The organism is Croceicoccus ponticola (genome assembly GCF_004004515.1).
GTDB classification, from domain to species: domain Bacteria; phylum Pseudomonadota; class Alphaproteobacteria; order Sphingomonadales; family Sphingomonadaceae; genus Croceicoccus; species Croceicoccus ponticola.
Map to the genome: position 1 here is coordinate 135,670 of NZ_RXOL01000001.1, position 26,801 is coordinate 162,470.

Sequence of the window (26,801 nt, forward strand, 5' to 3'; positions counted from 1 at the left end):
GGCGGCGAATCGTGATTTATCTCCAGACGGCGGACCTAAAGTTGTCGCCATGCCCAAGGGGGATAATCATATGGCTGCGATTCAGGTGAGATTGGCGTTCGGTGCGGCTTTGCTTTTCACGAGCGCTAACGTCTATGCCCAGACGTCCCCGATCGACCCGGCCACTGCCGATGCGAGCGCCGATAACGACGACATCATCGTCACGGCTAGCAAGACTGGCGCGACCAAGTTGCAGAATACTCCCTTGGCCGTCACTGCCTTCACCGCCGAAACGATGGAAAAGACCGGCGTCAAGGATATCCGCGATCTCGCGGCTGTGACGCCCAATATGCTCATCACCCAGAATCAGGCATTTTCGCAGGTCTATATTCGCGGCATTGGGTCGAACAACGTGTTCGGCGGTTCGGACCCTTCGTCGACAATCCACCTGGATGGCGTCTATCTCGCCCGTCCGGCCAGCTACCTGTCGAACTTCCTCGATGTGGAGCGGATCGAAGTGCTGCGCGGCCCGCAAGGCACGCTTTATGGCCGCAACTCTGTAGGCGGCACTATCAACGTGATCAGCCGCAAGCCCGGCAACGATTTCGAAGGCAAGGTGCAGGCCACGTACGGCAACTACAACTTCGCCCGGCTCGAAGCCTATTTCGGCGGGCCGGTGGTCGAGGACAAGATTGCCGCGTCGTTTGCGATCATCGGCTCGCGTCGTGACGGTTACCTCGAAAATATCGTGCCGGGTGTCGGCGATGCCGATGACGAAAAGACGGTGGGTTTTCGCGGTCAGCTCCGTTTCACGCCCAGCGCCCCGCTCGAGATCATCCTGCGCGGAGACAACGTATATTCGAGCGATGCCCTTGCAGGCTATATCAAGACCTTGCAGCCGACGGCCGATCCGCTGTCGAACAGCATCATCACCGATTTCCGCAAGATCGCGCTCGACCTTCGGCCGAGTGCCAAGCGTCGCCAGTGGGGCGCCGCGATGGAGGTGAATTACGACCTCGCGACTGCCGCCTCGTTGAAATCGCTTACGTCCTATCGCGCCAACGAACTGACGTCGGTCAGCGATTCTGACGGAACGGCCATCCGGAACCGCAGGACCGACATCTTCGAAGATCAGCACCAGTTCTCGCAGGAATTCAACCTTACCGGCGCGTTTGGCGGGCTGACCTACATCTTGGGCGCTTACTATTTCAACGAACGCATCGACGTCGATTCCACGGTCACGACGTTTGGCGGAACCGCGGCGAACTTCTCGCCAGTGATCAACACCGATGCCTATGCCGCGTTCGCGCAGGGCAGCTATGCCATGACCGACTGGCTGACGGTGACCGCAGGCATTCGCTATACTGAAGAACACAAGAAGATGGATCAGGTCGCGCTGTTCGCGTCCGACGTGACTGGCCTGCCGCTGGCTGGTTATCCGCTGACTTACAGCGTCGAAGATACGTACAAGGCATGGACGCCCAAGTTCGGCATCGAACTGCGGCCGGCGGACGGCGTGCTGCTCTATGCTTCTGCGACCAAGGGTTTCAAATCGGGCGGGTTCAATTTTTCCAGCCGCAACCCGAACCAGGGTTTCGATCCCGAAATGCTGTGGAGCTACGAAGCGGGTGCCAAGTTCGACCTGTTCGGTCGCCTGATGCGGATTAACGCGACCGTATTCCATTACGATTACACCGATCTTCAGGTTCAGTCGTTCCTGTCGCCGGGCGTGATCGACATCACGAACGCGTCGGACGCGAAAGTCGACGGTGTCGAACTGGAAACCCAGATCCGTCCCACCCAATGGTTCAGGTTCGGCGGGAATCTTGCCTACCTCGATGCGCGGTATGACAATTACACGTCGGCATTGCTGGCGGGCAATATCCCCTACGATGCGTCGGGCAACCGGCTCAGCCTTTCGCCCGAATGGTCTTATTCGGTATTTGCCGAGGCAGAAGCACCGATCGGCGACGGTTCGGGTTTCATCCGCGGCGAATACAACCATCGCACGCGCCAGTTCTTTACCGCTGAAAACGCCGGCATCGATTCCCTGACCGGCGATGCGGAAGAAGCTTATGGCCTTGTCAACGCCAGCGCCGGTTACACATTTCCGGGCGACAGTTTCCAGCTGATCTTCTTTGGGCGGAACCTGACCGATCGCGAATACATGACCAGCACGGCGACATCCGCCGGTCGCGCTCGCGTGGGACGTGTCGGCGAACCGCGCACTTACGGCATCCGCGGCGTGGTCAAGTTCTGATCATGGACTCTCAGGTCGCTTCGATGATCGAAGGGCACTGCGACCCCGATTTCGAGAATGTCGGTCGCGTCTTTCGCGCCAACTTCCTCGAACGGGGGGAGCAGGGCGCTGCGGTCGCCGTCTACCGCGATGGCCGGCTGGTCGTCGATATGTGGGGCGGCTGGGCCGATGCCGCAAAGACGCGTCCGTGGACCTCGGATACCATCATCTGCATGATGTCGGTGGGCAAGGGGATGGCCGCGCTTTGCGTGTGGATGCTGGTCGACCGGGGCCTGATCGATATCGATCGGCCCGTGGCGCATTACTGGCCCGGCTTTGGCCAGGCCGGGAAGGAAGGCATCACCGTCGCAACGCTGATCGCCGGAAAGGCCGGGCTGCTTTATGCCGACCACGCCCCCGATGGCGCCGGGTACGACTGGGCCACGATGATCGACGCGCTGGAACGGCAGGAGCCAGAATGGGCCCCGGGCAAAGACCACGCATATCATTCCGCAACCGCAGGATACCTTTTGGGCGAGCTGGTTCGCCGGGTCGATGGGCGAACGGTCGACAGGTTCCTGGCAGAAGAAGTGAGCGGCCCGCTGCACGCCGATTATGGCTATGGCGCCGCCTGGGCCGACCCCGATCGGGTCGCCGACGTCCTGCCCAACTGCAACAGCCATACGTTCGTTCAGACGCGCGATCAGTCGACGAAACTGGGCCGTGCGTGGCGCATGCGGCCGCAGTCCGACGATCATTACAACGACCCGCGCATGCGCAGCGGGTTGATGCCTTCGACCAATGGGCACGGCAACGCCCGAAGCGTCGCGCGCATTTACGCCGCGTTGGCACAGGGCGGCACGCTTGACGGCGTCCGACTGGTCAGCCCCGAAACGATCGACCGCATGCGTGCGGAAACCTGGTTTGGAACTTGTGCGATGACCGACAGGACATTTCGATATGCCCACGGCTTTTTCCTGAACGAACCGCTGATGTCGCCGATGGGCACGAACCCCCGTGCGTTCGGCCACCCCGGCGCAGGCGGCGCATTGGGCTTCGCCGATCCCGAAAACCGCATCGCCTTTTCCTATAGCCCATCGCTGATGTGCGAAGGTGGCGGTCTTGGCGAACGGTGCAAGGCGCTGTCCGACGCGGTGTACGCATGACCCGCGCGTTCGAAGGAAAGGTCGCCATCGTGACCGGCGGCAGTTCGGGGATCGGTCAGGCGGTCGCGCTGGCACTGGCAGACGGCGGCGCGCACGTCGCCGTGGTGGCCAGCAGCAGCCCGACAAAGGCCGAGGCGGTGGCTGCAGCTATCATAGCAGTTGGTGGCAGCGCGGCGGGTTTCGTGGCGGATGTCAGGGATGCGCCGGCGCTGGCGATGCTTGTCGCGGCGGTCGAAGAGACATTCGGCGGGGTCGATATCCTCGTCAACGCGGCGGGGGTCTTCTACCCCACTCCTGTCACCGGGATCGAGCCGATGTCGGCGGCGCAGCTGATCGACATCAATGTCACCGGCGTGTGGAACGCCATTGATGCGGCTGTTCCGGCGATGCGTCGGCGTGGCGGCGGAAGGATCGTCAATCTCGCTTCGGTCGCTGCGACCATCGGGATCAAGGGCTTTGCCCTTTACTGTGCCAGCAAGGCGGCCGTGGCGATGATGACCCGCGCTCTCGCAGCCGAGCTGGCGCCTGAAAACATCGCGATAAACGCGGTCGCACCCGGCAACACGGCAACGCCGATGAACGCCGACGTCCGCGCCGATCCGGCCATGACCGAAGGAATGCGGCAGATGACGCCAAGCGGAACCGCGTTCAGCGACGTGGCCGACATTGCCGGCATCGTCCTGTTCCTTTTGTCCGATGCGGCGCGTCCGGTGCATGGCGCGGTGTGGCTTGCCGACGAAGGCATTTCGGTAGCGATCGGTTGATGGCCAGCACGACGTTACCATCGACCCCTGTGACCCCTGTGGCCCCTGTGCCCTCGGCCAAGGGGTATGCATGGTACGTCGCGTTTCTGCTGGCGACGGCGCATCTGGTTTCGTTCATCGATCGCTATTTGATGAGCCTGGTGATGGAGCCGCTGAAGGCCGATCTGGGCGTCAGCGACACGCAGCTCGGGCTGTTGCAGGGGACGGGTTTCGTCATTCTCTACACCGTGGTCGCGGTCCCGCTCGGCCGCGCGGCGGACAGTTTCAACCGCCGCAACCTGATCATCGCGGGCATCCTGATATGGAGCGTGGCGACGGCGCTTTGCGGCTTGGCGTCGTCGTTCGGAGGCCTGTTTGCGGCACGCGTCGCCGTCGGTTTCGGCGAAGCGGCGCTGGTCCCTGCGGCCATGTCACTGCTGGCGGCGTACTTCCCCCGCCGCCAGCTTGGCCGTGCGGTTTCGCTGTTCACGACGGGCGCATCGCTCGGCAAAAGCGCAGCGCTGATCGGCGGCGGCGCGCTGCTCGCGCTGTTGACGTCGATGGGTGGACTGTCGCTCGGGCGCTATGGAACGCTTGCGCCGTGGCAAGGGACGTTCGTGCTCATGGCCATCCCTGGCATCGTCCTTGCCGCCCTGATGCTGACGGCAAAGGAACCTGCGCGAACCGTGGCGCAACACATGGGCGCCGTGGCGAAGCCGGGCATCGGCGAAGCATGGCGCTACGTCGTGCGGCACCGCGCTGCCTTTCTCCTTCACACAGGCGCATCGGCGCTGGTCGTCCTGACGATCCAATCCATCGCGGCGTGGGCGACCTCGTTTTACGTCCGATTCTTTGCGCTGACACCGTCGCAGGCGGGAATCGCGATCGGCTCGGTCATCCTCATCGCCGCGCCCCTCGGTCATCTTAGCGGGGGCGCACTGACCGACTGGTTCCAGTCCCGCCGTTCGCGCTCTCCCGCTGCGCCAGTTATCGTAATCGGCATGGCGGGCGCAATTCCCGCGGTCATCCTTTTCGTCGCCAGCCCCAGCCTGCCGCTGTCGCTGTTTGCTTATGGCTTGCTGAGTTTCAGTGTCACGCTGGCGGCGCCGGCCTCGCTTGCGGGCATCCAGATGCTGGCGCCCGATCGCTTGCGCGGGGTCGTCACTTCGATGTTCCTTGCCGTGACGACGCTGGTCGGGATCGGGCTCGGTCCCATGCTGGTCGGATTGTTCAGCGATCTTGCGGGCGGGCCGCTCCAGCTTGGCAGAGCTCTGCTGTCCATGATCGTGGTCGTGGCCGTCATCGCCATCATCCTCGCGCTCGCCAGTCGGCGCCCATTCGAACGCACCGCGGCGCTTACCGCCGCCGCCAACTGATCCATTCAGGAGCTTTTCATGCGAAAGACCGGCAAGGCCATCATCACCTGCGCGGTGACGGGATCGATACACACGCCGTCGATGTCGCCGCATCTGCCGGTGACGCCGAACGAAATCGCCGAACAGGCCATTGCCGCGGCCGAAGCGGGGGCGTCGATCCTGCATCTTCATGCGCGCGATCCGATCGACGGTCGGCCTTCGCCCGATCCCGAATTGTACATGCAGTTCCTGCCCCGCATCAAGCAGTCGACCGACGCCGTGGTTAACATCACCACGGGCGGCGCGCCTGGTTTCAGCGAGGATGACCGTATGGCCGGCCCCCTGCGCGCCAGCCCGGAAATGACGTCGCTCAACATGGGATCGATGAATTTCGGTTTCTTCGGTCTTGCCGACAAGTTCGACTGGAAGCACGATTGGGAACGCGAACTGATGCTGGGGTCGAAGAAATTCCCCGCCAATCACAATTTCGCGCTGATCGAACGCATCATGGTCGAACTGGGTCAGGGGCACGGGACGCGGTTCGAATACGAATGCTATGATATCGGGCACCTTTATACCGTCAAACATTTTGCCGACATGGGGCTGATCCAGGCGCCGTTCCTGATCCAGGGCATCTTCGGCATTCTGGGCGGCATCGGTGCCGATCTCGAAAACTTCATGATGTTCAAGCAGACCGCCGATCGTCTGTTCGGCGATGATTACCTGCTGTCCTGCTTTGCCGTGGGCCGTCCGCAGATGAAGTTTCTTGCGCAATGCGCGCTGGTCGGCGGCAGCGTCCGCGTCGGGTTGGAAGACAGCTTGTTCATCGGCAAGGGCGAACTGGCCACCAGCAACGCGCAACAGGTGCTGAAACTGCGCACGATACTCGATGCGCTGGACATCGAAGTCGCGACGCCATCGGACGCGCGCGAAATGCTGGGGCTCAAGGGCGCAGACGCGGTGGGGTTCTGACATGCGGTTCGCAACCGATACCGGCGGCACGTTCACCGATCTCGTGGTCGAAGACGACGACGGGTCTATCACCTTGCACAAGGCGTCGACTGTGCCGTCCGATCCGGTTTCGGGCGTACTCGATGCGCTGACCGTCGCGGCCACTGCGCGCGGGCTGACGTTGCGCGACCTGTTGGCCCGGGCGGACAGCTTCATCCACGGCACCACCCATGCGATCAACGCGATCATCACCGGCAATGCCGCGCGCACCGGGCTGATCGTGACGCAAGGGCACCGCGACATCCTCTTGTTTCGCGAAGGCGGCCGGACCGAACCGTTCAACCACACAGTCGCCTATCCCAAGGCCTATGTCGCGCGCGCGCTGACGTTCGAGGCTCCGGAAAGGCTCTTGGCCGACGGCACGGTGCAGACCCCGCTCGACGAAGCGGCGGTGGTGGAAATCCTGGCACGGATGCGCGAACAGAAGGTGGAGGCGGTGGCCGTCGCGTTGCTGTGGTCGACGCTGCATCCCGCGCACGAACTGCGCATCGGCGAACTGATCGAACGTCACCTGCCAGGCGTTCCATACAGCCTGTCGCACAAGGTCAACGCGACCCTGCGCGAGTTTCGCCGGGCATCGTCGGCGGCGATCGACGCATCGCTGAAACCGTTGATGACGCGTTATCTGGGCAGCCTGTCCGACCGGCTGGCGGCAGAAGGTTTTGGAGGCAAGGTCATGGTGCTGACCAGCGCGGGCGGCATGGTCGAAGCCGCTGAAGTCGCGGCCGCACCGATCCGCATCATCAATTCCGGGCCGTCGATGGCACCTGTGGCGGGCCGCCATTATGCCAACCGCGAAGGCGGCTGGCGCACCGCGATCGTCGCCGACACGGGCGGGACGACTTACGACATCAGCCTCGTCAGCGATGGCCGCGTACCGATGACCCGCGACCTGTGGATCGGCGAACCCTATCGCGGGCATCTCGCCGGATATCCCAGCGTCGATGTCAAAAGCGTGGGCGCAGGCGGCGGCAGCATCGCTTCGCTCGATGCGGCGGGCCTGCTGCACGTCGGGCCGCAAAGCGCCGGATCGACGCCGGGGCCTGCCTGTTACGGGCGGGGCGGCACGCTGCCCACGGTGACCGATGCATGCATGGTGCTGGGCTATCTCGATCCCGACTATTTCCTGGGCGGCGCGATGACGCTTGATGCGGACGCATCGCGCACCGCGATTGCGGAAAACGTCGCCGACAAGCTGGGCATGAGCGTCGAGGACGCGGCGTGGAGCATTCTTGATCTCGCCACCGAGAACATGGTGCAAGCGATTCAGGAGCTGACGGTCAATCAGGGCATCGACCCATCAGACGCGGTGCTGATCGGCGGCGGCGGGGCGGCGGGGCTCAATTCGGTGTTCATCGCGCGCAGGCTGGGGTGCAAACGCCTGCTGATCCCCGAAACGGGCGCGGCGATGAGCGCGGCAGGCGCGATGATTTCGGACATCACCGGCGAATTCGCCGCGACGGTCCACACCACCACCGCGGCGTTCGACAATGACCGTGTTGCCGCCGCGATCGACCGGCTTCGCCGCGATGCCGAACAGTTTGCGCAGCGCACCGGCACGCCCGGCGAGATCGAATTCATTGCCGAGGCCCGGTACGAAGGGCAGGCATGGGATATCGACGTGCCGCTGACGTCGACCAATTTCGCCACGCAGCAGGATATTCAGGCGTTTCGGCATGCATTCGATGCGATGCACGAACAGATCTTCACGATCCGCGATCCCGGCTCCGCAGTCGAACTGATCGGCCTTCGCGCACGTATCCGCTGCCCGGCGCGAGCCGACGGCGCGTTCCTGCTGAAAGAGGATCCCGAGGCAGCCACTGCGATGCGGAAGCGGCCGGTGTACTTCGCTGGCGAAGGCTGGGTCGATACGCAGATCCTGCGCTGGGACGCGGTGCCTACGGATACCGATTTTGCGGGGCCCGCGCTGATCGAATCTCCCTTTACCACGGTCGTCGTCGACCCGGCGGCACGCTTTCGCCGGTCGGCTGCCGGCGCGCTTTTGATCGAGGCCTGATTATGGAAAATGCACTGGGCGATCGGATGAACGGCGCCGAAATGGCCGTGCTGCGCAGCCGGCTGGACGGCATCGTGCGCAAGATGTCGAATACGCTGCTGCGGACAGGGCGCTCGGGTGTGCTCAATCGCGCGCGCGATTTTTCCTGTTGCCTGCTCACGCGCGACGGTGACCTGATCAGCGCGGCAGACAGCTTGCCGATCCATGTACTTTCCGGGCCGGACATGATGGCGCGGTCGGTCCTGCAATTCCATCCCGATCAACGCGCGGGCGATGCGTTCCTGCACAATTCGCCCTATCACGGCTGTTCGCACCCGGCGGATCTTTCGGTGATCGCACCGGTCATGGACGAGCACGGCAACCACCGCTTTACCGTACTGGCCAAGGCGCATCAGGCCGATATCGGCAATTCGCAGCCGACGACGTACATGGCCGACGCCAAAGACGTATATCACGAAGGCGCGCTGATCTTTCCTGGCGTTCAGGTGCAGCGCAACTGGGAGGATATCGACGATATCATCCGCATGTGCGAAATGCGCATCCGCGTGCCGCATCAATGGCGTGGCGATTACCTCGCCACGGTGGGCGCGGTGCGCATCGGGGAAAAGGCGCTGACCGGACTGGCGGCGGAAATCGGCTGGGACCGGATCGAATCCTTTGCCGGGCAGTGGTTCGATTATTCCGAAACCCTGATGGCGGACGCCATCGCCCGATTGCCCGCCGGATCGGTGACGGGAACAAGCACGCACGACCCGTTCCCCGGCTTTCCCGGCGAAGGCATCAGGATCGAGGCGAAAGTCGATGTCGACCCCGTCGCCGGGCGTGTCGCCGTCGACCTGACCGACAATCCGGACTGCCTGCCATGCGGGATGAACCTGTCCGAAGCCTGCGCCCGCACGGCGGCGATGATCGGCGTGTTCAACAGCATCGACCATAAAGTGCCCAAGAACGCAGGCTCATTCAGGCGGATCGACATCGCCCTGCGCGTTGGGTGCATCGCGGGCATTCCAGTTCACCCGTTTTCGTGCTCTGCGGCCACGACCAATATCGCCGACCGCGTCGCCAACAGCGTGCAGACCGGGCTGGCTTCGCTGGGCGAAGGCATCGGCATGGCCGAAGTCGGTTCTGTCATCGCCCCGTCCGCAGGAGTGATTTCCGGAGTCGATCCCCGAACCGGCCAGCCTTTCGTGAACCAGATCTTCCTGGCTATGAGCGGCGGCGCGGCAAGCCCGTCAAGCGACGCTTGGTGGACCATCGGCCATGTCGGCAACGCCGGCCTGTGTTGTATCGACGGGGTGGAAATGGCCGAATTGCTACAGCCTATCGTCGTTCATTCGCGCGCGTTCCTGCCCGATACCGAAGGCGCTGGCACCACCAACGGCGCGCCGTCGACCATCGTCGAATTCGGTCCGCTCGGCGCCGATATCGACATCGGCTATCTTTCCGACGGTCATTGCAATCCGCCGGTCGGCGTGCGCGGCGGCGGCAGCGGGGGCGGGGCGGATCAGTACCTGATCGGTCGCGACGGCGTGTCCACACCGCTCGACGCCTGCGCACAGGTCACCATCCGCGAAGGCGAACGCATCGTCGCGATATCCTGCGGCGGCGGGGGCTATGGCCCGGCCAAAGCGCGCGGTGCGGACCAAGTCGCCGAAGACGTCGCAGGCGGGCTGGTCAGCGTGGCGCGGGCGCTCGACGTCTATGGCGTGGCGCTGGCCGATGACGGCAGCGTGGCCGCGACAGAAACCGCAAAGCTGCGCGAGGCGATGGCATGAGCGCGCGCCGGGTACTCGTGACCGCAGGGGCGTCGGGCATCGGCCTTGCCATTGCCGAGGTTTTCGCGAGCCGAGGCGACGAAGTCGTGATCTGCGATGTCGATCAGTCCGCACTTGACGACGCGGCGGGGCGGCTGAACGGGATCGTCGCGATCCAGGCCGACGTTTCGGACCCCGTGGCGGTGGACAGCCTGATCGCAAAGGCAGGGCCAGTGTCGGTCCTCATCAACAACGCCGGGATCGCAGGGCCGGTCGGTGGCATCGAAACCAATGCGCCCGACGAATGGGCCCGCTGTTTCGCGGTCAACGTTCATGGCGCGTTTCACATGATCCGCGCCGTCGTTCCCGCCATGCGGGACAGCGGCGGCGGCACGATCGTCAATATCTCCACCGCCTCGACCGTTACCGGATTGCCGGGCCGGTCGGCCTATGTGGCGTCGAAATGGGCGCTCGAAGGGTTGACCCGGACGCTGGCGCGAGAGCTTGGCCCCGATGGCATTCGCGTCAATGCGATCCGTCCCGGTTTCATGGACACGACGCGGATGCGCGGGATCATGGAACGGATCGCAGGCGAAAACGGGCTGACCGTCGCCGAAGTCGAAGCCAGCGCGCTCAAATACATTTCGATGCGAACGAAAATCCAGCCTGCCGAGATCGGCGAGATGGCCTGGTTCTTCGCATCGGATGCCGCACACCACATCACCGGGCAGATCGTCGGCGTCGACGGCAATGCCGAATGGGAGGGATGACATGTCACGGATTACGCCACTGACCATCGACGAACTGAGCGAGCGCGGTGTCGACGTGACGCCGTTCCTGCACGATTTCGCCGAACTGCCCGGCAGCGTCGCCACGCTCGGCTATCGGCCCGACATTCTGAACGGGACGCTGGTGCTGTGGCAAGCGGTGATGGGCGCGGGGTCCCTGCCGGACGAATTGAAGTATCTTGCCGGATATCTCGCCAGCATGTCGGCCGGGTGCCAGTATTGTTCGGCCCATACGGCCAGCAACGCGGGCACAGTAGGCGACAGCGCGAAAGTCGCCGCAGTCTGGGAATACGAACGCAGCCCGCTGTTTACCGAGGCGGAGCGCGCGGCGCTGCGGTTTGCGCAACTGGCTGGGATGTCGCCGTCGGGCGTGCGCGACGAAGATGTCGACGCGATGAAGGAATTCTATTCCGAAACCGAGATCGTGGAACTGCTCGCGGTCGTCGCGCTCTATGGCTTTTTCAATCGGTGGAACGACAGCCTGGCTACGCATCTGGAACCGACGCCGTTCAAATTCGCCAACCAAACCATCGCCGACCACGGCTGGCACATCGGCAATCACGCGTGATGGGGCGATGATTTCGGTGTGACGGGGCGAAGGATTTCCGGGCCGGTCTTGCCACGGCGGACCGGTCCCGGAAATGGAGGTCAGATGAAGCTAACCGCTCCGTCATCGAACGTCCGGTGCCGTCGACGCCGACCGAGTTATCGTCGGCGCCGATTAGCCCATTGAGCGATTTCGACGCGCTGTCGTTGACGATCTCGCCGTTGAACACGTTGTCCAGTATCTGCGCGGAAATGATCGGCACTCGTTTTCGACGACGAGTTGGATCGGTTCCTGATCGCTGCCCGCGCCATTGAGATCGACGGTGTCGCCGTCATATTCGGTGGCGGTGAAGGCGGGCGTGAGGTCGATGGTTTCGATGTCAGTGTCGCCGCTGGCGCTGGGATGGTCGAGCTGGTCCTTGAGATCGACGGTGAAGGCGTCGTCGGTCGGGTCGCTGGGTCGTCTGGGTGATGGTGAAGATCAAACGACCGTCGGCGGCCTTGGCCTCGACGACGCTGCCGTTGACGTTCCAGGTCATGGCGGAGCCCTTGGGGGTCATGGTGTTGCCGTCGATGTCCTGCACCGCCCCGGACACGAGGGTATTGATGGCAAAGGTGACCGGCTCGTCCGCGCCACTGGTGACCGTGGCGGCCAGCGCGGCATAAGTCAGGTCGGTCTCGTAATCGGTGGCGTCGCCGTCGGTGTTTGCCGTTCGCCGCATCGCCATCGGCCACCGCGCGTCGCGTTGCTAACGCCGTTGATCCGCGGTTTCGACGGCATCGGTCAGTAGAAACCCCGCCGGTTAAATCGCGGGCGATATCAGGCGATAAGGGTCTGGATTTCGCCAAGACCTTCGAATCGGGCCGTGACGATGGCGCCGGGAAGGATTTCATGCACGCCGGTGATTGCGCCGCTGGAAATCCACCAGCCGGATCTGGGCGCAATGCCGCGTTGGGCTAGGTTTGCGAGGAGGAAGCGGGCTGCGCCGAACGGTCCGTCCAGCATCGTTGCCGTGGTGGCGCGCCCAACCTCTTTGCCATCGCTTGCAACGCTGACGACGACATCGTTCAGCGTGCCCCAACTCGCGCGATCCACCATGTTGCCGAGCAACAATCCGGCATTGTTGCCGTGATCCGCAACCGTGACGCAAGGTCCGTCGTCGTTGATGCCGGGATAGGGCGACGAAGCAATCTCGATCCCGATGCGAACTTCGTCGATCCAGTCGAAGACGTCTTCGTTGGTGGTCGGCAACGGTGCGCCGTCCTTTACCGCCAGCCGCAACATGAATTCCGCTTCTGCCGCCGCGAACCCGTCATGGAATACTGGCATCGCCACGGGCGTCCCGGCAAATTCCGCGATCGACCCGGCCAGGATCGGCCCGACCAGGCGATCCGCCCCAAGCTGCGTGTCGAGCGGAGCATTGATCCGCCCGACTTTCCAGCCGACCACGTCCCGGTCCCAGATCGACAGGGCCGCGTCCTGCACCGCGTAGGCGGCGGCGAGGTTCTCGGGAACGGCTCCCGGAAATTTCGAAATCGCCTGCCGCTCTCGCCTTGCGGTGACAAAAGCTTCGGCAACCGAGCGCGCGGCAGAACTCACAGGATCATCCTCTGTTCACCCAGATTTCCTGCGACATAGTTCGAAAAGGAAACCGGTGTCAAAACTTTTTGCCACCGGTTTCCCTGTACGCTTGAAGCGGCGGACTTGTTTGCATGGGCCTGTCCTGCGTAAGTCCGTGACGACAAGAACCGCGAAGGAAGCTGGCGATGGCCAAAAGCGAACGGCAACCCACGATCAACGATGTCGCGCGCGTTGCGGGTGTATCGAAGAAGACGGTCAGTCGGGTCATCAACCGTTCGCCGCTGTTGAAAGCCGACACCCGGGAAAAAGTCGAGGCCGCGATCCGCGAACTGGCCTATGTGCCCAATCCGCAGGCGCGCGCGCTGGCCCTGCGGCGCAATTTCCTGATCGGATTGCTGCACGACAATCCCAACGCGCAGACCGTTCTGAATGTGCAGGAGGGGGTGCTCGACGCCATTCGCGATACCGATTTCGCTTTGGTCGTGCGCCCGGTGGATCGCCATTCGCCCCGCATGCTCGACGATATCCGCGACTTCCTCGAAAAACAGCGACTGTTCGGTGTACTGATCCTGCCGCCCGTTTCCGAAAACGACGCGCTGGCGGCGCTGTGCCGAGAACTGGGGTGCGGTTACGTGCGCATGGGCTCGGCACAGCTCGATCAGGGCGAGAACCTTGTCATGTCGAACGATCGGGATGCGGTGGGGCGCGCCGTCGACTACCTCGTCGAACAGGGTCACCAGCGCATCGGCCTGATATGCGGACCTGACGGTTTCCGTTCCGCGCTCGAACGTCGCGAAGGGTTCAAGGCCGCGATGAAGCGCCATGGCCTCGATGTTCCCGCAGAAATGATCGCAGAGGGCAGTTATACCTTTGAATCCGGGATTGCCGCCGCCGAACGGTTGCTGGCCGCGTCGCCCCGCCCGACCGCGATCTTTGCGAGCAACGACGAAATGGCCGCTGGCGCGCTGCACGTCGCGCGTCGCGAGGGCATGGCCGTGCCGGACGACCTGTCGCTGGTGGGATTCGACGATTCGCCCATCGCCGCGCATATCTGGCCACCCATGACGACGGTTCGCTGGCCGATCCGGGCGATGGCCAAGGCCGCGGCGATGAAGCTGATCGATCCGCTGGAGGCTGGGGCGCAACCCTCGCAATTCCTGTCCGACCTCGTGGAGCGCAGCTCGGTAGCGCGGATCGAAGGGGCGTGATCGAATTGCCGAACTAGTTGTTGAAACCCGCACCCGTTTCGCGCTATCGCCATTATGACACCGGTTACCAAGGGGCGCCCATCGATGCGCCGATTAGCACGTTTCGAAGGAGCAGGGCCTGATGTTTTGCAAGACTTTCCACGCCACACATCCGGACATGATGGATTCCGTCACCAATGACGAACTGCGTTCGCGCTATCTGGTGCAGGGCATGTTCCGCGATGGCGAGATCAACCTTAATTATTCGCACAACGAACGCTTCGTCATCGGCGGCGTGGTGCCCGGCGCGGCAGCGATCGCCTTGCCGGCGCAGACCGAACCGGCCAGCGCGGCGGGCCGGCCCTTTCTTGAACGGCGCGAAATGGCGGCCGTGAATATCGGCGGCGACGGTGCAATCACGGTCGATGGTCAGCGGTTCGCGATGAAGAACAAGGAATGCCTGTATGTTCCGATGGGTTCGCAGACTGTCGAATTCGAAGGGCAGGGTGCCCGCTTCTACCTCGCCTCGCTGCCTGCGCACAAAACCCTGCCGATCAAGCACATCACGCTGGATCAGGCCAATCCGCTGGCGCGCGGCGACCTGCAGAATTCGAACCAGCGCACCATCTATCAGCTGGTCATCCCCGGTGTCTGCGACAGCGCGCAGCTTCTCCTCGGCCTGACCGTGCTCGACGAAGGGTCGGTATGGAACACGATGCCGCCGCATCTCCACGACCGGCGCAGCGAGATCTACCTTTACTTCGAACTGCCGACAGAGGCCGATCGCGTCATGCACTACATGGGCGAGCCCGATGAGATGCGGCATCTCGTCATCGCCAACGAAGAAGCGGTCATCAGCCCGCCGTGGTCGATCCACATGGGGTCTGGCACGAAGAACTACGCCTTCATCTGGGCGATGGGTGGCGAGAACCTCGACTACACCGACATGAACGTCCTCGACATCTGCCAGCTGAAGTAGAACGATCGAGGGGAGGGGAAAGACGATGGGACCATTCGATCTCAGCGGCCGGGTCGCGGTCGTCACCGGCGCGAACACCGGCATAGGGCAGGGAATCGCCGTTGCTCTGGCCGGGGCGGGCGCCGACATCGCGGCGGTCGGCCGCAGCCCGGCGGACGAGACGGCGGCCATGGTCCGCGCGCTGGGTCGCCGGTGCGAACTGATTTCAGCCGATCTGTCCAGCATCGCGCCGGTCGGCGAAGTCGTCGATACCGTCGTTTCACGGCTGGGCCGGCTGGACATACTCGTCAACAATGCCGGGATCATCCGGCGCGACGATGCGCTGGATTTTACCGAAGCCGATTGGGACGCGGTAATCGACACCAACCTGAAATCGCTGTTCTTCCTGTGCCAGGCCGCCGCGCGTCACATGGTCACGTGGTCCAGCCAGGACGGCGACCGGGCCAAGATCATAAACATCGCATCCATGCTGACCTTTCAGGGCGGAATCCGCGTGCCCAGCTATACCGCGAGCAAGAGCGGGGTGGGCGGCCTCACCAAATTGCTCGCCAACGAATGGGCGGCCAAGGGCATCAACGTGAACGCCATTGCGCCGGGTTACATCGCCACCAACAACACCGCCGCGTTGCAGGGCGACGAAACGCGCAACCGGCAAATCGTGGAGCGCATTCCCGAAGGACGCTGGGGCGCACCGAGCGATATCGGCGGCGCGGCGGTCTTTCTTGCCAGTAGAGCCGCGGACTACGTTCAGGGGCACATCCTTGCCGTCGATGGCGGCTGGCTCGCCCGATGAGCGCGGCAGGGGCAGGGGCAGGGGCAGGGGCAGGGGCAGGGGCAGGGGTAGGGGCCGCACGCCCGGTCGTCTGTTTCGGCGAGATGCTCCTTCGTCTTTCGCCCGCGGTGGGCACGCCACTGGCCCGCGCGAACGATGTCGCGGTCGCGGTCGGCGGGGCCGAAGCCAACGTCGCGGCCGCACTGGCCAGCCTTGGCCGCCCAACCCGCATGGTCACCGTTCTGCCCGACAATCCGCTGGGCCGCGCGGCGCGCATGGGCGTGGCGGCGGCGGGTGTCGACATGGCCTTTGCCGCGACCGGTCCGGGCCGGATGGGCCTGTATTTCTATGAACAGCCCGCCGGGCCCATACCCGGGCGCGTCACGTACGATCGCGGGCACAGCGCCTTTACGCTTGCCGAACCCGGTGCGCTCGATTTCTCAAGCGCGTTAGAAGGTGCCGCACTGCTGCACATGTCGGGCATAACGCCCGCATTGGGGCCGGGCGGAGTGGCGCTGGCGCAAGCCGCGCAGGACGCCGCGCTAAGCGCAGGGGTGCCGATCTGCTTTGATGGCAACTATCGCGCCAACTTGTGGGATGCGTGGGACGGAAAGCCGAGCGAAATCCTGGGACCACTCGTAGAGAACGTGAACGTGCTGATCGGCAGTCACCGCGACATATCGCTGCTATTGGGCGGGACTTTTTCGGGCGATGGCCCCGACCGCAGGCGCGAAGCAGCAGAGGCGGCCTTTGCCGCTTTCCCCAAGCTGCAACTGATCGCGTCGACCGCGCGGCATATCGAAACCGGTCAGATCCATCGCCTTGCCGCGCGGGTCGACCAGCGGGGCGATCACTTCCAGACGGACGAAGTCCGGATCGAGGCAGTGATCGACCGGATCGGCACGGGCGACGCATTTGCCGCAGGGTTGTTGCTGCTATATCTCGAAGGCGCGACCGCACAGGACATGGCGCGATCGGCGCTCGCCATGGCGGTCATGAAACATGGCATTGCAGGCGACATGATCGCCGCGACCCGCGCCGAACTGGACACGTTCGACATGGGTGCCAGCGACGTGCGGCGATAACGGCAATCGGCGGCAGGACCAATCCTGCCGCCGATGCCTTAACCGATCCTCAGTTGCTTTTGCGCATGGCGCGGTCGCGGGGGGAAAGATGCTCTTGCGCGCCCTCTTTCTGCCCGGGATACAATGCCGACTTCGGCGTCATGGTGGCCAGGTTCCAGTCCTTTTCCCGGAACGGTGCGCGGGTTGCCGGGATCGTCGGATAACCGCCGACCTCGTCCTGCGAATCGATGACCTCGCCGCGCCCTTCGGCGATGTAGAAGAGCACGCGCACTTCTTCGGCGCCGCGATCCCATGGCCGCGCGCCTGCCGTGGCCAGCAGTGTCGTTTCGACTTGCGACGACGGCATGATGGCATAGCCCGCGACGTCGGCCAGCGGCTTGGCGGCTTCGATCAGTTTCGCGGTCGTGTCGCCGTAACGGCCAAATGCCGGAAGCGGATCGCCATGCCGGTCCACCGCGACATTGTCCCGCCCATAATAGGCAAGGTCGCCGACGCCGCCCAGCATCAGGAACGGCAGGCCGCAATCGGTGCTGTTGCCGCCGCGCATGACATTGCCGATGGCCGTAAGCTCGCCAGTGACGGGCGCGTGCCCGGCCCATTCGAGATCCATCAGGTTGTAGTGCACCGCGCGATGCTGCGGGTCATAGATGAAGTTGTTGACCATCAGCACTTGCGCGCCGCCCTTTACCAGCGGCGAGCGTTCGACGTTGTGCGCCCAGATGTTGCGGTCGAAGACGATCCCCGACGTGTTGTCGTGGACGAGCGATCCCTTGGAATGTTCGCCTTTGGGATGGCTCGAATCGGCAAGGCCTTCGGCGGCGAAATTCAGGCGAAAGGTGATGTTGCGGCTGGTGCCCTTGCGCCATTCGTCGACCGTCTCGCCGGTAAAGCGAGGCCCGCTGGCCGACATGTTTTCATCGACCGCCCACATGAAAGTGTTGTTTTCGATGACCACGTCGTGCGCCGAAACGGTGGAGAATGCATCCGCCTCCCACCCGCTGCGCTTCGCCTGCCCCGCATCGCCCGTCAGGACGCGAAGGTGGCTGATCTTCACATCGTGGGTCCGCACGTCGATCCCGCCGCGCAACAGGGTTATGCCCGGCGACGGCGCAGTCTGGCCGGCGATGGTCAGGAACGGTTCCGCGATGTTGAGGACCGACCGATCGAGGTCGATTGCGCCGCCCACTTCGAATACGACGATGCGCTTTCCCTTGGCGGCCAGCGCCTCGGCAAGGCTTCCGGGTCCGTCCTTGGCCAATGTCGTCACGCGGATGATGCGCCCGCCCTTGCCGCCCTGTGTCGGGTCGGCGGGTTCGGCTCGCGCCGAAAGCGTCGGTGCGACGGCCAGCACGGCGGCTAGCGCAACGGCGGTTCCAGACCCTAATCCCAGTTTCATGATTGTCCTCTCCGGTCTTTGTCGCGAGCCTTCTTGACAGAGCCAAAGATGCGCTGCAAGAGTTTATGACACCGGTTACCAAAAACCGGGTCAAGGGTCGGACCGGATGCTGAAAGATACTGTCGCCTGCCTGTTTCAACCGGAACTCCCTTCGTTGAAGAAGGGGTGGCCGGCATCGCTCCGTGCTGGCGGGAAAACGCTGCCTGGCCCTTTTGGGCGCGCGTTATCAGGCGTCTGCGGTCAGGAATTTTCGGTTCGGCGCGCCAGTCACCACTGTCGGGCGGGCGGAATGGCAAGCTCCCTCTTGCATCGTTCCGCCTTGTCCAACGGCACGGGAGCGCGACAGGGGCGATGAGCATGGATCGCCGATCCCTGCTTGCCCTTGCCAGCGCTCTCGTGCCGGTCGGGATTGCCGCTGAAGCCCGGGGGCAGACGTTTTCTTCCGCGACACGGGAAAACAGTCTGTCTCCGGGTGTGGCCTTTGTCGGTGCCTCGGCCGATCCGGCGGAAACGATCAGGCTCTGGTCGTCGGGCGCGCCCGGCATGCCGGCAAATCGGCTCCGCGAAATGCTCGTCGAACGTTCTGCCGATCCCGGTGCGCCCGATCGCGCGATTGCCGGCATTTCCGATCCGCGCATGGCCGTGTTTCGCCCGCATTGTTCCAATGGCGCGGCCGTGCTCATCATGCCGGGCGGCGGCTATCGCCACGTCGTCGTCGACAAGGAAGGTTACGAGATGGCCCGCTGGCTGGCGGACCGGGGTTTCACGGCGTTCGTGCTGTTCTATCGCCTGCCCGGTGACGGCTGGACCGACGGCGCCGATGTCAGCCTGACCGATGCGCAGCGGGCGATGCGCCTGATCCGCCAGCGGCACGCCGAATTCGCGATAAAGCCCGACCGGATCGCGGCCATTGGCTTTTCGGCGGGCGGGCACTTGTGTGCCGACCTAGCGACCCGCTTCGGCACCCGTATTCAGTGCACCGATGACGAACTCGATGCCCTGACGGCGCGGCCATGCTGCGCTGCGGCCATATACCCGGTCGTTTCGATGAGCTTGCCCGATGCCCATCGCGGTTCGCGCGAAAGATTGCTTGGCCCCGCGCCTTCGCCAGAGCGCGAACGAAAGCATTCACCCCATCGCAACGTGCCGGCCGATGCGCCGCCGTTCTTCATCCTGCATGCCGAGGACGACCCGGCCGTGCCCGTCGCCAACGCGCTTTTGTTGCGCGCCGCATTGAAAGATCGCGGCGTGCATGTCGATACGCATCTGTTCGCGCGTGGCGGACACGGTTTCGGCCTGCGCAAGGCGGCGGGACTGCCGGTTGCGGCATGGCCCGATCTCTGGCGCGAATGGGCGCGAGGCATCGATTTGATATGACCGGAATGGAAACTGGGATGCGGAACATGGCAGGCAGCGGTTTTTCGCGGCGCAAGCTGTTGGCTGGGTCGATCGCGCTTTCGGCGTCGATGCTGGCGGGTTGCGAGCGGCGGATGTCGGGGCTGTTGACCAGCGCCGATGCCCATCCGGGCGATTACCCGACGGTCCAGGCGGTGGAATTCATCGGTCGTTACTTGTCCGACCGCACCGGCGGGCGGCTTGGTGTAAAGGTCTATGCCGGCGGCCAGTTAGGGAGCGAGACCGATACGCTGGAAATCGCCAGCTTTGGAGGGCTCGACCTGACCCGGGTAAATTTCGCGCCGCTCAATTCCATCGAGCCTATGACGCTGCCGTTTTCGCTGCCGTTCCTGTTCCAATCGGTCGACCACATGCGCAAGGTCGTGGACAGCCCGCTGGGCGACGAAGTGCTCGCCTCGCTCGAAAGCCACGATCTCATCGGTCTTGCCATATACGATTCGGGCGCGCGTAGTTTCTACAACACGCGCGGGCCGATCCGTTCGCCCGCCGACATGAAGGGACTGAAACTGCGCGTGCCGCAGTCGGATCTTTATGTCGCCATGGTCAACGCGCTGGGCGCCAATGCCGTGCCGATCCCGCTGAACGAAGTTTATCAGGCATTGCAACAGGGGGTGATCGACGGGGCGGAAAACAACTGGCCGTCATTTGTCACAGCGCGCCATTACGAAGTGGCGAAATACTATAGCCTGACGCATCATCTTCTCACGCCGGAGGCTCTGGTGATGAGCAAGCAGCGGTATACCCGACTGTCCCCGTCCGACCGAACGCTGGTGCGCGAGGCGGCAAGGGCGTCCGTGCCTTTCATGCGGCAGAAATGGGATGCCAAGGTGGATCAGGCGAAGCGGGACTTCGCAAGTTCGCCGGGTGAGGTAAATACGGTGGATACCGCGCCGTTCGCCGCCCTGATGCGTCCGGTCTGGGAGGCTTTCATCACTTCACCGCGCCAGCGCGCCGTCGTCGAACGGACAATCGCGATGGGAGAAGCATGATGGCCAAGGCAATTGCAGCCATGCTGATACGGATCGGATCGGTCGGGTTGATCGCCATGGTGGCGATCGTCGGATGGCAGGTGTTCGGTCGTTACGTGCTCAGCAGCAGTCCGTCGTGGACCGAACAGGCGTCGCTGGTGCTGATGATCTGGTACGTGATGCTGGCGTCGGCGGCGGGCGTTTACGAAGGGTTTCATATCCGCATCGTATTGCTCGAAGAACGCCTGGGCGGGCGGGCCAAGCCGGTGCGGCAGGTCGTCGCGCTGATCGTCATGGTGCTGGGCCTCGTCCTGCTGGTCTACGGTGCTCAGCTGTGCTGGATCGTGCGCGGCAATGTCATCCCGTCACTCGATCTCAGCCGGGCGGTCGCCTATGTTCCGCTGCCGATTGCCGGCGCGCTGATCGCCCTGTTCGCTTTGCCCCAGATAATCTCGGGCGACATCATCGATCGGGAGGCGGTGTAATGGAACTGCTAGTTCTTTTCGCCGCGCTTTTCGTGCTTCTTGCGATCGGCGTTCCGGTGGCCTTTGCCCTGTTCGGGTCGGCGCTGGCCTGTTTCGTGACGATGGGGATTCCGCCGATCGTCGCGGTCCAGCGTGTCGCATCGGGCATCAGCGTTTTTACCCTGATGGCGATCCCGTTCTTCATTTTCGCCGGCGATCTCATGTACCGCGCCGGCATTGCAGAACGATTGGTGCGCGTCGCCGACGCGGCCGTCGGTCGGACGAGGGGCGGGCTCGGCATCGTGAACGTCGGCGCGTCGATGATGTTCGGCGCGGTGTCCGGCTCGGCCATTGCCAGCGCTTCGGCCATCGGATCGACCATGGTGCCGTTGATGAAGGACAAGGGCTATCCCGTCGATTATTCGGTGAACGTGACGGTCACGGCCGCCATCGTCGGCATCCTGATCCCGCCTTCGCACAACATGATAATCTATTCGGCGGCATCGGGAATTGGCGTTTCGATCAGCGACCTCTTCTTGGCCGGGGTGTTGCCCGGAATCCTGACGGGCTTCATGTTGATGCTGACAGCATGGCTGGTCGCGCGCCGGCGCAGCCTGCCGTTCGGCACATTTCCCGGTTGGCGCGAATTCGTTCGTGCGGCGGCCTATGCCCTGCCGGGGCTGATGACGGCGGTCATTATCATGGGCGGCATTTTGTCGGGGCTGTTCACGGCCACAGAAAGCTCGGCCATCGCGGTCATCTATACGATCGTCATCGGCGCGTTTGTCTATCGTACGCTGGGCTGGACGGCATTTTTCGAAGCCGCGAACAAGTCCGTGCGCACTGCCTCGCTCGTTCTGCTGATCATCGCTGCGGCAACTGCGTTCGGCTTTGCACTGTCGCTGCTGGAAGTGCCGGCCGAACTGGGGTCGCTGATCGGTACGATCACCAGCGATCCGCTGCTGACCCTGCTCATCATAAACCTGATGCTGCTGGCGCTCGGGACCTTCATGGACATGGCCCCCCTGATCGTGATCTGTACGCCGATCTTCTTGCCCGTGGCCATCGGCGTGGGCGTCGATCCTGTCCACTTCGGGATCATCACGATGCTGAACCTTGGCATCGGTCTGGTAACGCCGCCTGTCGGATCGGTCCTGTTCGTGGGATCGGCGGTCGGACGCATATCGGTTACCGAGCTCGTTCGAACGATCTGGCCGTTCTATCTGACGCTGATCGCGGCGCTGCTGTTGATCACTTATGTGCCGACTGTCTCGCTGTGGTTGCCGGGTATAATGGCAAATTGAAGTGCATTTCGTTCGCGCAGAGCGGGAAATTATGGCGTGCGCCGAGGTACCTGTGACTTTTTGCACATGCCTGTTTCAAAACTTGAATCGGTAAACAAACAGAGCCATTGACACCGGTGCCATCGCGACATAACAATTTGCTCGCGACACCATATGAGGCTGATTGCGGGCGCCACTTGACACCGGTGTCAGACAATCGGACCTCGACAGGTCGACAAGAAGAATATTGAGAGGGGATGTTATGATTTTCGCCAACAAGCCGAGTTCCGCCGGTTCGCTGCGCTTTGCCGCGGCAAGCCTTGGTGCACTTTCGATCGCGATGCTCGCCGGCAATCCGGCCATGGCGCAGGACGTCGCCGCCACCGCGACAGCCGAGGATGACGGCAATGTCATCGTCGTCAGCGGCTTTCGCCAGTCGCTGGTCGAGGCGCAGGAAATCAAGCGTAACTCCGCGAACGTCATCGAAAGCATCGTTGCCGAAGACATCGCGAAGATGCCCGACCTCAATATCGCGGAATCGATCCAGCGCATTCCCGGCGTCGCGGTTTCGCGCGAAGGCGGCGAAGGCCGGAACATCACGCTGCGCGGTTTTGCGCCCGATTTCACCCGCACCACGCTGAACGGGATGGAAGTACCGGCCAGCAGCGACGGGCTCGATTCGGGTGGCTTCACAATCAATGCCGGCCGTTCGTTCGACTTCCACATCTTCGCATCCGAACTGTTCAACCGGATTGACGTTCAGAAATCGCAGCGCGCCTCCATCGAAGAAGGCGGCATTGCCGGTACCGTCGATCTTTATACCGCGCATCCCTTCGACTTCGACGGACTGACGATCGTCGGTTCGGGCCAGGCGGGCTACAATACGCTTAGCCACAAGATCGATCCGCGCGTGACCTTCATGGCGGCCGATACGTTTGCCGATGGCACCATCGGCGTGCTGTTTTCCGCCGCCTATTCGCAACGCACGGTGCGGCAGGAAGGGTTTGGCACGGTTCGCTACACCTCGCCTTACGTGAACGGCGATTCCTGGGCCGATAGCGATCCGAACGTCGTGGGCACTGTCGACGGCAGCTGCGGCGCGGCCGACCCGCTCGATTGCCTGTGGGCGCCGCGCCTGCCGCGCGCCGACTTTTTCGGCAACGACCAGAAGCGCCTCGGCCTGACTGGCGCGGTACAGTTCCGCCCGACCGACGCGCTTGAGATCACGTTCGACTGGCTTCATTCCGAACTGGAAAACGATCGCCGCGGTTACAACTCGATGGAATGGTTGTTGACGCACGGCACGCCGGGCAACTTCACCGGCCAGACCCCGCTGGAATTCGTCGTCGGTCCCGATGGGCGTCAGATCGTCGCGGCGAGCTTTGACGATGTGACGTCGTGGTACGAAAGCCGTTATCAGTATTCGGAATCGAAGTTCGACCAGTACATGCTGAGCGGCAAGTACGAAATCAACGACAAGCTCACTCTCGACGCCCTTGGCGGCATGGCGCAGGACAAGGCGGACCGGACCGAGCTTCGCTTTTACGTCCGTTCCAATCCGCACTTCTATTCCTACGACTTCCGCGACAATCCGAATGTCGCCACCGTCGGATATGGCGATTGGGATCCGACCGATCCGAACAATTTCGTCGACCAGCTGAACGGCGCGAACCGCGTCAATAACGTCGACAAGAAGAACTACACCGCCAAGAGCAACCTCACCTACGAAGGCGAAGGCTTCTCGATCATGACCGGCGCGGCCTATAACGACCGTAAGGTTATTTACGAGGAAGGGACCGGCGCTAATGTCAGCTTCACTCCGTCGGAATACCTGATGGACCTGCCGGTGTCGGGCTTCGGCCGCGGGCTCGGCGTGGAGCTTCAGCCTTTCGCGGTGGTCGATTTCGACAAGCTGGCCGGCGACGGGCTGTTTCCCGAAACCTATACGCTTGACGCGGGCAGGGGCTGGGAGGTGAGCGAACGCACGTTCGCCGCCTATATCGAAACGAACGCCGAATTCCCGATTGGCTCAATGCTGCTGCGCACCAACGCGGGCCTGCGATATGTCCGGACGAAAGTGCTTTCGACGGCCCAGATCGCCGGAACCGACGTTACCCAGACCAACAGCTACGACAATTACCTGCCTTCGATGAACCTCGCGCTGGAAATTACGCCAGATGTCATCGCACGCTTCGCCTATGCGCGCAGCATGACGCGGCCGGGGCTGGGCTCGCTCAACATCGCGGGACCGAACTTCGGCTATACGACGCGCACGGTCAGCAATCTGGGCAATCCCAATCTCGAACCTTACCAGTCGAACGACATCGATCTCGCGCTTGAATGGTATACGCCCAACGGCGGCCTGTTCGCGGCCGGCTTCTTCCAGAAGGACATCGTAACGTCGTTGAAGACCGACGTCGTCTTGCAGATGATCGACCCGGTGTTCTGGCCTGCCATCTACAACGATCCGCAATACGACGAATCGTTCAATGCCGACCCGGCCGAAGTGCCCTATACTTTCTACATTCCGGTGAATTCGTCCGAAGGCAACAAGGTCAAGGGTTTCGAACTGACCGCGAACCAGCCTTTCACGTTCCTGCCGGGAATGTTGCAGTATTTCGGCATCGCAGCCAACTTTACCCACGTGTCTGCTCGGGATTCCACGGGACTTTCGCCCAATTCGTACAACGCCACGCTGTATTTCGACCACGAAGATTACGGCATGCGCGTTTCGGTCAACAAGCGCGATGATTACTTGTTGAGCGAACCGGGCGGCAACGGCCATCTGCAGGAACGCAAGTACGGCCCTACCCATGTCGATTTCTCGGCCTATTATAACTTGTCCGAAAGCTTCACGATCAGCCTCGAAGGCATCAACATCACCGATGAAAAGGAACTCATCTACGGCACTGGCGAGGGGGATCAGTATCTTCCCCGCGAATACAGCCACACCGGTGCGCAGTGGTTCCTCGGGGCACGCTTCCAGTATTGAGGCAGCGCAGTGACGTCTCACCGCGCTCATAACAACGAAAGGATGGCGGCAGGCAAGCTTGCCGCCATCCTTTGCCTCGCTGCACTGGCCGGATGTACCGCCGCGCCATCCGGCAAAGCGCCGGGACAAGCGCCCCTGGCCTCGGCTCGTCCCGATCCGGCGGCCAATACGATCCCGCTCGACGACAGCTACACCGTCTCGCAGCGCTATTTTGAAAATCGCGCCGCGCATCCAGAAATATCCATGCCGGCCGTCGCTTTGGCAGAGGGCGGGCAGATCCTGTTCGACCGTCGTTACAAGCTGACGAGCCACCGCGAACTTCACGCCGACGTGTTCCTGCCCGCCGCTGCCCAGGCCAATGGCCAGGCGCTGGTGCTGATACATGGCGGTGCGTGGCGTTCTGGAAACAAGTCCAATTTCTATGCGATGGCGGCTTTGCTGGCCCGGCGCGGCTATGCCGTCGTCCTGCCGGAATTCCGCCTTTCGCCAGAGGCGCGTTATCCCGCCGGTCTGGTCGACATCAACGATGCGATTTCATGGGTCCGATCGAATGCCACGGATTTCCGCATTGATCCCGACCGTATCGCCATCGGCGGCGAATCCTCTGGCGGTCAGATGGCCAGCCTGATCGCCTATACCGGCGGAACGACGCTGTTCACCGCTGACGGAACCGCGGCCCCGCGGGTCAATGCGCTCATCGACATAGACGGCGTGCTAGATTTCACCAGCCCGCTTGGCGTCAGGTTTGAAAACGCTGCGGGCGAAAGCTCGGTTGCGGCGCTCTGGCTTGGCGGATCGCTGGAAACGGCGCCCGATCGCTGGAAAGAAGCGAGCGCGGCCAGCCATGTCGGGGCAGGCTCGCCGCCGACGCTCATCATCAGCGGAGAGGCCGACCGGTTCACCGCAGGCCGCGAAACCGTGATGGCGGCGCTGGCCCGAAACGACATCGCTGCCCGCCATGTCCACTTTGCGGGGATGCCGCACACCTTCTGGCTGTTCGATCCCTATCTTGGCCAAGTGGTCGATGCGATCGATGGCTTCATCCGAACCGAAATCCGCGCCACTGCGGAAAAGTAAGA

22 protein-coding genes are annotated in these 26,801 nt (G+C 63.0%); 19 read left to right on the forward strand and 3 right to left on the reverse strand.

The window, feature by feature from the left end:
* Positions 1–70 precede the first annotated feature (70 nt).
* The 9 genes from EKN06_RS00725 to EKN06_RS00765 are packed head-to-tail and all read left to right on the forward strand — an operon-like array spanning position 71 to position 11,620.
* Positions 71–2,239, forward strand: coding sequence for a TonB-dependent receptor (locus tag EKN06_RS00725; RefSeq protein ID WP_127610973.1), 2,169 nt, complete (start codon positions 71–73; stop codon positions 2,237–2,239).
* 2 nt (positions 2,240–2,241) lie between these two features.
* Entirely contained in the window at positions 2,242–3,384 is a 1,143-nt protein-coding gene (locus tag EKN06_RS00730) for a serine hydrolase domain-containing protein (protein WP_240654540.1), read from the forward strand.
* The gene (locus EKN06_RS00735) at positions 3,381–4,148 is read left to right on the forward strand and encodes an SDR family NAD(P)-dependent oxidoreductase (protein ID WP_127610974.1); all 768 of its coding nucleotides are present in this window, start codon (positions 3,381–3,383) and stop codon (positions 4,146–4,148) included. Before EKN06_RS00730 ends, EKN06_RS00735 begins: the two co-directional genes overlap by 4 nt.
* The gene (locus EKN06_RS00740; RefSeq protein ID WP_127610975.1) at positions 4,148–5,503 is read left to right on the forward strand and encodes an MFS transporter; all 1,356 of its coding nucleotides are present in this window, start codon (positions 4,148–4,150) and stop codon (positions 5,501–5,503) included. Before EKN06_RS00735 ends, EKN06_RS00740 begins: the two co-directional genes overlap by 1 nt.
* An 18-nt stretch (positions 5,504–5,521) precedes the next feature.
* Positions 5,522–6,454 (forward strand): 3,5-dioxohexanoate:acetyl-CoA acetone transferase, encoded by a 933-nt coding sequence (gene kce / locus EKN06_RS00745; protein ID WP_127610976.1) that lies wholly within the window; start codon positions 5,522–5,524, stop codon positions 6,452–6,454.
* Between the two features lies 1 nt (position 6,455).
* On the forward strand, positions 6,456–8,510 hold the full coding sequence (locus tag EKN06_RS00750) for a hydantoinase/oxoprolinase family protein (protein ID WP_127610977.1): 2,055 nt from the start codon (positions 6,456–6,458) through the stop codon (positions 8,508–8,510).
* A gap of 2 nt (positions 8,511–8,512) precedes the next feature.
* A complete protein-coding gene (locus tag EKN06_RS00755) occupies positions 8,513–10,285 on the forward strand; it encodes a hydantoinase B/oxoprolinase family protein (RefSeq protein WP_164843882.1) in 1,773 nt (590 codons plus the stop codon).
* Positions 10,282–11,034, forward strand: a complete 753-nt coding sequence (locus EKN06_RS00760; RefSeq protein WP_127610978.1) for an SDR family oxidoreductase — start codon at positions 10,282–10,284, stop codon at positions 11,032–11,034. Before EKN06_RS00755 ends, EKN06_RS00760 begins: the two co-directional genes overlap by 4 nt.
* A 1-nt stretch (position 11,035) precedes the next feature.
* Positions 11,036–11,620, forward strand: coding sequence for a carboxymuconolactone decarboxylase family protein (locus EKN06_RS00765; protein WP_127610979.1), 585 nt, complete (start codon positions 11,036–11,038; stop codon positions 11,618–11,620).
* Between the two features lie 358 nt (positions 11,621–11,978).
* Here EKN06_RS00765 and EKN06_RS00770 read toward each other — a convergent pair whose 3' ends face one another.
* Together EKN06_RS00770 and EKN06_RS00775 are read right to left on the reverse strand one after the other, a co-directional pair.
* Complete coding sequence (locus EKN06_RS00770; protein ID WP_127610980.1) at positions 11,979–12,326, reverse strand: hypothetical protein; 348 nt, start codon at positions 12,324–12,326, stop codon at positions 11,979–11,981.
* Between the two features lie 92 nt (positions 12,327–12,418).
* Complete coding sequence (locus EKN06_RS00775; RefSeq protein ID WP_127610981.1) at positions 12,419–13,198, reverse strand: 2-keto-4-pentenoate hydratase; 780 nt, start codon at positions 13,196–13,198, stop codon at positions 12,419–12,421.
* Between the two features lie 167 nt (positions 13,199–13,365).
* Between EKN06_RS00775 and EKN06_RS00780 the strand changes: the two genes are divergently transcribed.
* The 4 genes from EKN06_RS00780 to EKN06_RS00795 all read left to right on the forward strand — a co-directional run bounded on the left by EKN06_RS00780 (position 13,366) and on the right by EKN06_RS00795 (position 17,203).
* A complete protein-coding gene (locus EKN06_RS00780) occupies positions 13,366–14,388 on the forward strand; it encodes a LacI family DNA-binding transcriptional regulator (protein ID WP_127610982.1) in 1,023 nt (340 codons plus the stop codon).
* A 121-nt stretch (positions 14,389–14,509) separates the two neighbouring features.
* A complete protein-coding gene (kduI, locus tag EKN06_RS00785) occupies positions 14,510–15,346 on the forward strand; it encodes a 5-dehydro-4-deoxy-D-glucuronate isomerase (RefSeq protein ID WP_127610983.1) in 837 nt (278 codons plus the stop codon).
* A 25-nt stretch (positions 15,347–15,371) separates the two neighbouring features.
* Positions 15,372–16,139 carry a 2-dehydro-3-deoxy-D-gluconate 5-dehydrogenase KduD gene (gene kduD / locus EKN06_RS00790; RefSeq protein ID WP_127610984.1) on the forward strand — a complete coding sequence of 256 codons (768 nt, stop codon included), beginning with the start codon at positions 15,372–15,374 and terminating at the stop codon, positions 16,137–16,139.
* A complete protein-coding gene (locus EKN06_RS00795) occupies positions 16,136–17,203 on the forward strand; it encodes a sugar kinase (RefSeq protein ID WP_127610985.1) in 1,068 nt (355 codons plus the stop codon). The genes kduD and EKN06_RS00795 overlap by 4 nt, the downstream gene beginning before the upstream one ends.
* Before the next feature lie 49 nt (positions 17,204–17,252).
* Here EKN06_RS00795 and EKN06_RS00800 read toward each other — a convergent pair whose 3' ends face one another.
* On the reverse strand, positions 17,253–18,599 hold the full coding sequence (locus tag EKN06_RS00800; protein ID WP_127610986.1) for a pectate lyase: 1,347 nt from the start codon (positions 18,597–18,599) through the stop codon (positions 17,253–17,255).
* Positions 18,600–18,956: 357 nt separating this feature from the next.
* On the opposite strand from EKN06_RS00800, the gene EKN06_RS00805 reads away from it, so the two are divergent.
* The 6 genes from EKN06_RS00805 (at position 18,957) to EKN06_RS00830 (ending at position 26,799) form a co-directional block, all read left to right on the forward strand.
* Positions 18,957–19,976: an alpha/beta hydrolase gene (locus EKN06_RS00805; RefSeq protein ID WP_338068052.1), complete on the forward strand. Its 1,020-nt coding sequence runs from the start codon at positions 18,957–18,959 to the stop codon at positions 19,974–19,976.
* 26 nt (positions 19,977–20,002) lie between these two features.
* Entirely contained in the window at positions 20,003–21,004 is a 1,002-nt protein-coding gene (locus EKN06_RS00810) for a TRAP transporter substrate-binding protein (RefSeq protein ID WP_127610988.1), read from the forward strand.
* Positions 21,004–21,468: a TRAP transporter small permease gene (locus EKN06_RS00815; protein ID WP_240654541.1), complete on the forward strand. Its 465-nt coding sequence runs from the start codon at positions 21,004–21,006 to the stop codon at positions 21,466–21,468. The genes EKN06_RS00810 and EKN06_RS00815 overlap by 1 nt, the downstream gene beginning before the upstream one ends.
* On the forward strand, positions 21,468–22,751 hold the full coding sequence (locus EKN06_RS00820; RefSeq protein WP_127610990.1) for a TRAP transporter large permease: 1,284 nt from the start codon (positions 21,468–21,470) through the stop codon (positions 22,749–22,751). Before EKN06_RS00815 ends, EKN06_RS00820 begins: the two co-directional genes overlap by 1 nt.
* 241 nt (positions 22,752–22,992) lie before the next feature.
* Complete coding sequence (locus EKN06_RS00825; protein WP_127610991.1) at positions 22,993–25,722, forward strand: TonB-dependent receptor; 2,730 nt, start codon at positions 22,993–22,995, stop codon at positions 25,720–25,722.
* A 9-nt stretch (positions 25,723–25,731) separates the two neighbouring features.
* On the forward strand, positions 25,732–26,799 hold the full coding sequence (locus EKN06_RS00830; RefSeq protein ID WP_240654542.1) for an alpha/beta hydrolase: 1,068 nt from the start codon (positions 25,732–25,734) through the stop codon (positions 26,797–26,799).
* Positions 26,800–26,801 lie beyond the last annotated feature (2 nt).

Coding starts and splice junctions, on each gene's coding strand:
- EKN06_RS00725 (WP_127610973.1), top strand. CDS start 71: ATGGCTGCGATTCAGGTGAGATTGGCGTTCGGTGCGGCTTTGCTTTTC.
- EKN06_RS00730 (WP_240654540.1), top strand. CDS start 2,242: ATGGACTCTCAGGTCGCTTCGATGATCGAAGGGCACTGCGACCCCGAT.
- EKN06_RS00735 (WP_127610974.1), top strand. CDS start 3,381: ATGACCCGCGCGTTCGAAGGAAAGGTCGCCATCGTGACCGGCGGCAGT.
- EKN06_RS00740 (WP_127610975.1), top strand. CDS start 4,148: ATGGCCAGCACGACGTTACCATCGACCCCTGTGACCCCTGTGGCCCCT.
- kce (WP_127610976.1), top strand. CDS start 5,522: ATGCGAAAGACCGGCAAGGCCATCATCACCTGCGCGGTGACGGGATCG.
- EKN06_RS00750 (WP_127610977.1), top strand. CDS start 6,456: ATGCGGTTCGCAACCGATACCGGCGGCACGTTCACCGATCTCGTGGTC.
- EKN06_RS00755 (WP_164843882.1), top strand. CDS start 8,513: ATGGAAAATGCACTGGGCGATCGGATGAACGGCGCCGAAATGGCCGTG.
- EKN06_RS00760 (WP_127610978.1), top strand. CDS start 10,282: ATGAGCGCGCGCCGGGTACTCGTGACCGCAGGGGCGTCGGGCATCGGC.
- EKN06_RS00765 (WP_127610979.1), top strand. CDS start 11,036: ATGTCACGGATTACGCCACTGACCATCGACGAACTGAGCGAGCGCGGT.
- EKN06_RS00770 (WP_127610980.1), bottom strand. CDS start 12,326: ATGGCGATGCGGCGAACGGCAAACACCGACGGCGACGCCACCGATTAC.
- EKN06_RS00780 (WP_127610982.1), top strand. CDS start 13,366: ATGGCCAAAAGCGAACGGCAACCCACGATCAACGATGTCGCGCGCGTT.
- kduI (WP_127610983.1), top strand. CDS start 14,510: ATGTTTTGCAAGACTTTCCACGCCACACATCCGGACATGATGGATTCC.
- kduD (WP_127610984.1), top strand. CDS start 15,372: ATGGGACCATTCGATCTCAGCGGCCGGGTCGCGGTCGTCACCGGCGCG.
- EKN06_RS00795 (WP_127610985.1), top strand. CDS start 16,136: ATGAGCGCGGCAGGGGCAGGGGCAGGGGCAGGGGCAGGGGCAGGGGCA.
- EKN06_RS00800 (WP_127610986.1), bottom strand. CDS start 18,599: ATGAAACTGGGATTAGGGTCTGGAACCGCCGTTGCGCTAGCCGCCGTG.
- EKN06_RS00805 (WP_338068052.1), top strand. CDS start 18,957: ATGGATCGCCGATCCCTGCTTGCCCTTGCCAGCGCTCTCGTGCCGGTC.
- EKN06_RS00810 (WP_127610988.1), top strand. CDS start 20,003: ATGGCAGGCAGCGGTTTTTCGCGGCGCAAGCTGTTGGCTGGGTCGATC.
- EKN06_RS00815 (WP_240654541.1), top strand. CDS start 21,004: ATGGCCAAGGCAATTGCAGCCATGCTGATACGGATCGGATCGGTCGGG.
- EKN06_RS00820 (WP_127610990.1), top strand. CDS start 21,468: ATGGAACTGCTAGTTCTTTTCGCCGCGCTTTTCGTGCTTCTTGCGATC.
- EKN06_RS00825 (WP_127610991.1), top strand. CDS start 22,993: ATGATTTTCGCCAACAAGCCGAGTTCCGCCGGTTCGCTGCGCTTTGCC.